Consider the following 4,649-nt stretch of genomic DNA (forward strand, 5'->3'; position numbering starts at 1 on the left):
GCCTCATCCTCAACAGTCTGAGCGTGGACCTCAAAACGGCCCGCCATCGCCCGCATCTGGTGCGGGTCAGTCATAAAACGTGTTGCCATGTTGGCTTTCTCCTTAATACTCAGTGACTTGTTTTCAGTTGTGTTGGCGAGAAGGCCGGGCGGTTACGCGCTAGCGCCCCGCCGACCCGAATGCTTATAAACCGCTGAACCCGGTCAGCCCGCTGCCGCTGCGTTGGCGGCCTCGGTCACGGCGTAGGAGCCCGAGCTGATCGCCAGGGTGTTCACGAACTGCTCGTGAATCGCGGCGGCCTGGGCGCTCACTGCCTGGTACATCTGCGCGTGTGCGGCGAACTGAGCCGCGGTCAGCGCCGACACCTCGTCGGCGGCGGCGGGCACCACCCCGGTCGTGGGGGCCGCCGCAGCCGCGTTCTGGGCATTGAGCGCGGAGCCGATCCCCTGCAAGCTCCCGGCCGCCGCGGCCAAAGCCTCCGGCTGTGTGGTCACGAACGACATAATTTTCCCTCCTTGATTGCCTCCGGCACTCTGTGCAAGAGACTAGATGACAACACCGGTTTCAAGCTGGCTCCGAGTCCACCTGTTCGCAATTGTTCACTGGATGGCACGGCGAGTTCACCTTTGGTAACGACACAGTAACAGCATTCGGGTCCGATCGGGGAGCTTCCGGGGCGATCACAGCAAACCCCCAGCGGCGACGGGTGGGTGGGCCGGCTTGGGGCCTGCTGACCAGTCGAAATGGAGCTCATCGCGGGCGCCGCTGGTGCCCGATAGAGCAAATGCTCCGCGCCGACGCGGCGCGGGGCCCCGCGCTAGTCGTGTGTCGTCGCCGTTCGCCCAACGGACACTATCCGGCCGCCGGCGGGCGGGCCATGATGGTGGGCTTGAATCCGTAGCGCGGTCCGGTGCCGGACGAGCCGGTACCCGCGCCGGCCAGCGGCATGCCGCCCAGCAGGTTTCCGGCTCCCACATCGGGGGCCTCCCGGACGTTGCTGACCGGGATGGCGGTGGCATGGCTGGGGGTCGCGACGGGCCCCGACCATGCGGCCGGCACCGAGAGCTTGCCGATCGAGGTCGCGCTGCCGAGGTGGGCCGCCACGGGCGGGGCGCCGCCGCCCAGCAGCCCGCCCAGCCCTGGCAATCCCTTGGGCACGGCGGCCGCCGCGGCCGGCGCCGCTCCCCCGATCGCCCCCACCGTCTTCGCGGTCTGCGTCATGGAGTTGGCCATACCGATGCTGAAGTAGGGCAGACCCTCGGTGTTATAGAGGACACCCGCATATGGCGACCACGCCGACATGAACGCCGAAAGGCTACTGCTGGGAAAAGTGGGGCTTCCGAACATGATTTGCCACAGCCACGACAGCGGACCCGACGATGACGCCAAGTAGTTCCATTCCTGCTGAATGGGTGAATAGATCGGCGCAGCGAGGCTTTGCAGCTGTGCGGTGATCTGGCTGATCGTGCTGTTGATCTGTTGTTGGATCGAACCGACCGAGGTGCCCGCGGCCGAGGAGACAGCGGCGGCCTGGGTGGTCGACGCGGCCGGATTGGCGACCTGCGGTGCCGCGCTGAACGGCGTCACCGTGGAAGCCGTCGCGGAGTTGCCGGCGTAGCTATACATTGTCGCGGCGTCTTGGGCCCAAAAGTCGGCGTATTGGGCTTCCAACTGGGCGATGATCCCGGTGTTCTGCCCCAACACGTTGGTCGACGCCGCCTGGGCCAATTCGGCGCGGTTGGCCGCGATCAACGGCGGCGGCACGATCGAGGCGATAGCACTCTCATAGGCCGCCGCGGCGGCGCTGGCCTGGGAGGCAGCCTCCTCGGCCTGGGTGGCGGTGGTACTCACCCACTCGATATACGGTTGCAGCGCCGCGGCCGCCGAGGCCGAGGCTGGGCCCAGCCATTCCTCCCCGGCCAGCTGGGTCACCACGTTCTCGTATCCCAGTGCGGCCGCATTCAGCTCGGCGGCCAGCGAGTTCCAGGCCGAGGCGGCGGTCGCCAGCGGCGTCGAGCCGACGCCGGCGTACAAGCGCGCCGAGTTGATCTCCGGCGGTAACGCGCCAAAGTCGATTGCCATGCCCTGACCCCTTAGCCGGCCGCGGCCGCGTTGGCCGCCTCGGTCGCCGCGTACGAGCCCGAGCTGATGCCCAGGGTGTTGACGAACAGCTCATGGATGGCCGCGGCTTGGGCGCTTACGGCCTGATACACCTGGGCGTGGGCGGCGAACTGTGTCGCCGTCAACGCCGACACCTCATCGGCGGCGGCGGGAACCACCCCCGTGATCGGGCCCTCCGCCGCGGCGTTCTGGGCGCTCAACGACGACCCAATACCCTGCAAGGTGCCCGCGGCCGCCGCCAGCGCCTCCGGCTGCGTAGTCACGAACGACATGTTGCCGCCTCCTCAAATACTTGTCGGGCTCACGACTCTTTGGTGCGCCCGTGGGTTGCTGGTGCACCCCGCCGGTCTTCGCCTGCGAAGTACGTTATTTCGCCGCGGCCGGTCGGCCGCGCGGCGAAGTCGGTGGTGGCACCGGTCGATGCGCCGTTCGCGGGCAGGGACGGCCTGACGGCGGCCGCGCCGCGGCCCGGCGGCCCGACCGAGGGAGCGACCATGACCTGGGACAACCCCTGATCGCGTGAGCGATGAACACTCATCGGCCCGCGCCCGGGGCGCCGCACTCGCTGCCGGACGCGGGTTTCCGGCAGGCCAACGGAAGATAAAATCCCGCCGCGGATAAAGCCTGGTGAGCGACGCTCGCCGGCGGCTGTTCCGCTTTGCCGGAAGACCGGTGCGGGGTGATGTGAGACGGCGTGAGAATCGGGCCGGCCGGCCCGATCTGCGCCATTTCCGTTAGACATCGCTGCGTTATCCGGCGGATGGTGGGCGGGTGAGCACGCTGCGCCTGAATCCGTATTCGCGGGGCGGCCAGGCCGAGCCGCCCGCTCGCCTGCCGCCGGTGCCCAGGGGCATGCCGCGCAGCACCCCGCTCGCTCCGCCCTGAGGGTCGGCGGCATAGTCGACGGCACTCGCCTGGGCGGCCTGTTCCTCGATCGCGCCGGGTGAGGACGCCCAATTGGCCGGCACCGACAACCCCCCGATCTTGGTGGCCGAGGAGAGACTTGCCGACACGGCGCTCGGGCCGGCGCTGCCGACGGCGCCCAGGTGCAGGCCGGCGAACTGTGGTGTCGCAAACCACGCCCCGCCCGCGCCGGCCGTGGTTCCCCCCGGGCCGAACGTCACCTGCTGCGCGATCGAGCCGACAAAGCTCATGATGCCGACCGAGAAGTAGGCGAGCCCCACGGTGGTGCGCGACAAGGCGGTCCGGTTCGCGACGTTGAGGTTGGCGAACTGCTGCACGATCCACCAGTTGTAGGGGTTCAGCTGCGAGGCCAGTGCGCCCGATGAAAGCTGTTGCAGCGTTTGGTTTATCGCCGTGAATATCGACGTCGTTGAGATTGCGTTCGGGGTCACCGCCAGGCCCGGGGTCGCTGCAGCCGCTTGCGAGCTGGTGCCCGCCGGCGTGGCAACGGCCTGGCTGACGGCGGCCGCCTGCGCGGCCAACCCGCCCTGGTCGGTGGTTTGTCCAGGCTCGGTGAACGCGGTCAACTCCGTAGCGACTGCCGAGGCCGCGGCATAGCCGTACATCGCGGTCGCGTCCTGGGCCCACATCTCCGCGTACTGGGCCTCGGTGGCCGCGATCGCCGGGGTGTTCTGGCCGAAGAAGTTGGTAGCTACCAGCGTCGCCAGTAACACCCGGTTGGCCGCGATCACCGGCGGCGGAACCGTGAGGTCAAACGCGGCTTCGAAGGCCGCCGTGGCGGCCCTGGCCTGGTTGCCGGCCTCTTCGGTTAGCGCGGCCGCCGAACCGAGCCAGGCGACGTAGGGCGTGGCCGCGGCCACCATGGACCGCGATGCGGGCCCAAGCCACGAGCTGGTCAACTCGGTGATCACCGACGTGTAGCCGGCCGCTGTCGAACTCAACTCGGCGGCCAGCCCATCCCAGGCCCCGGCCGCGGCCATCAGGGATCCCGAACCCGGGCCCGCGTACATCCGGCCGGAGTTGATCTCCGGCGGTAACGCCCCGAAGTCCAACACCTAGATACCGCCGGACTCGAACGACATGTGTCCCCTCGCAAGCTGTTTTCACGCGCCGATGTGCACCGGTGTTTGCTCGCTTGAGAGGCTAGGTGGCCGCGATCCCTCACCGCCCAGGCTCGGTCCGGCCGCCAGCACGCGCAGCCCGACCGCTTACGCGGTGCCCCTGCAGGCCAGGACCCTCGATTCGCGGCCGGGGACGAATGGGTGGCATGGCCAATACCTGCGAAAATGCGCGCAGAACCTGGCCGCGGGTCGTGGGTGGCACCGCGGCGGCGGGGCCGGTTTGGCCGGGGCTGAAACCGTCGTGCGGGGTAAAAATCCGGCCGCAGATAAAGCCGTCGCCAAGGGACGCCTGACGTGGCTCCGAGGTGGCTAGCCCCGGCCGCAACCGGTCAGGGTTTCCCCCAGATACGGCCGTGGGGGGGGGGGGGGGGGGGGGGGGGGGGGGGGGGGGGGGGGGGGGGGGGGGGGGGGGGCCCCGGCCGGCGCGCGCCCCCCCCGCGCGGCCGGCGCGCGGCCCGGCGGCCCCCGCCGCGCGCCCGCCGC

General features: G+C 69.6%; 4 protein-coding genes and 1 pseudogene. All 5 read right to left on the reverse strand.

Features of this window, described 5'->3' with window-relative positions; translation table 11 throughout:
- Window positions 1-89: pseudogene (locus A5764_RS21460) on the reverse strand (WXG100 family type VII secretion target); the annotation flags it as partial.
- A gap of 114 nt (window positions 90-203) precedes the next feature.
- Window positions 204-503: a PE family protein gene (locus tag A5764_RS21465; RefSeq protein WP_067116867.1), complete on the reverse strand. Its 300-nt coding sequence runs from the start codon at window positions 501-503 to the stop codon at window positions 204-206.
- A 349-nt stretch (window positions 504-852) separates the two neighbouring features.
- Window positions 853-2,076, reverse strand: coding sequence for a PPE family protein (locus A5764_RS21470; protein ID WP_156664797.1), 1,224 nt, complete (start codon window positions 2,074-2,076; stop codon window positions 853-855).
- 17 nt (window positions 2,077-2,093) lie between these two features.
- Window positions 2,094-2,393 (reverse strand): PE family protein, encoded by a 300-nt coding sequence (locus A5764_RS21475; protein ID WP_067116873.1) that lies wholly within the window; start codon window positions 2,391-2,393, stop codon window positions 2,094-2,096.
- A gap of 477 nt (window positions 2,394-2,870) precedes the next feature.
- Window positions 2,871-4,100, reverse strand: coding sequence for a PPE family protein (locus tag A5764_RS21485; protein ID WP_067116878.1), 1,230 nt, complete (start codon window positions 4,098-4,100; stop codon window positions 2,871-2,873).
- Between the last annotated feature and the right edge of the window lie 549 nt (window positions 4,101-4,649).

The sequence above is a fragment of the Mycobacterium sp. 852002-51057_SCH5723018 genome, from assembly GCF_001667035.1.
Lineage (GTDB): Bacteria > Actinomycetota > Actinomycetes > Mycobacteriales > Mycobacteriaceae > Mycobacterium.

Bases quoted from the DNA above. Each gene is read 5' to 3' on its own strand.
- A5764_RS21465 (WP_067116867.1), bottom strand. From the start codon at position 503: ATGTCGTTCGTGACCACACAGCCGGAGGCTTTGGCCGCGGCGGCCGGG.
- A5764_RS21475 (WP_067116873.1), bottom strand. From the start codon at position 2,393: ATGTCGTTCGTGACTACGCAGCCGGAGGCGCTGGCGGCGGCCGCGGGC.